This window comes from Clostridium sp. SGI.024 (genome assembly GCF_050315195.1).
Lineage (GTDB): Bacteria > Bacillota > Clostridia > Clostridiales > Clostridiaceae > Clostridium.
Map to the genome: position 1 here is coordinate 1 of NZ_JBNPON010000159.1, position 506 is coordinate 506.

Here is a 506-nt window from a genome sequence, read left to right on the forward strand (position 1 = left end):
AACATCATCACTACAAGTGTTAAAGTTAATCGCCAGAGTATGATTTCTTATAAATCTAATCAATATTCTGTACCACCAGAATATATAGGCAAAAAGCTAAAACTACAAGTATATGATAATCAACTACATTTGTATTATAACACAAATTTAGTTACTATTCACGAAATCAAAAATCAAAAATTAAATTATCATGATAGTCATTACTTGCAGATAAGTTCTTTAACATTTAAAAATAATAACTATGAAATGAATGAAATTGCTAAAAATAATTTAAGAATGATAGGAGAAATATATGGTAACTAATAGTGCATACATACAATTAATTAAAAATCTAGAATATCTAAAATTAAAACAAATGATTACTCATTTAGATGAAGTTATTAATTTTGCAACCAAAAATAATTTGTCTTTTGTTGATACTCTTATAAAACTTACATCTCATGAAATAGACTGTAAAGAAGCAAATATGATTAAATCTATGGTTAAAGTAGGGGCATTTCCACATA

Annotated in this window: 2 pseudogenes; both read left to right on the forward strand. The window is 23.9% G+C overall.

The window, feature by feature from the left end:
* Positions 1-299, forward strand: a pseudogene (locus ACQRD5_RS17205) (Mu transposase domain-containing protein); the annotation flags it as partial.
* Positions 293-506: pseudogene (locus ACQRD5_RS17210) on the forward strand (IS21-like element ISCbo2 family helper ATPase IstB); the annotation flags it as partial. The pseudogenes ACQRD5_RS17205 and ACQRD5_RS17210, both read left to right, overlap by 7 nt.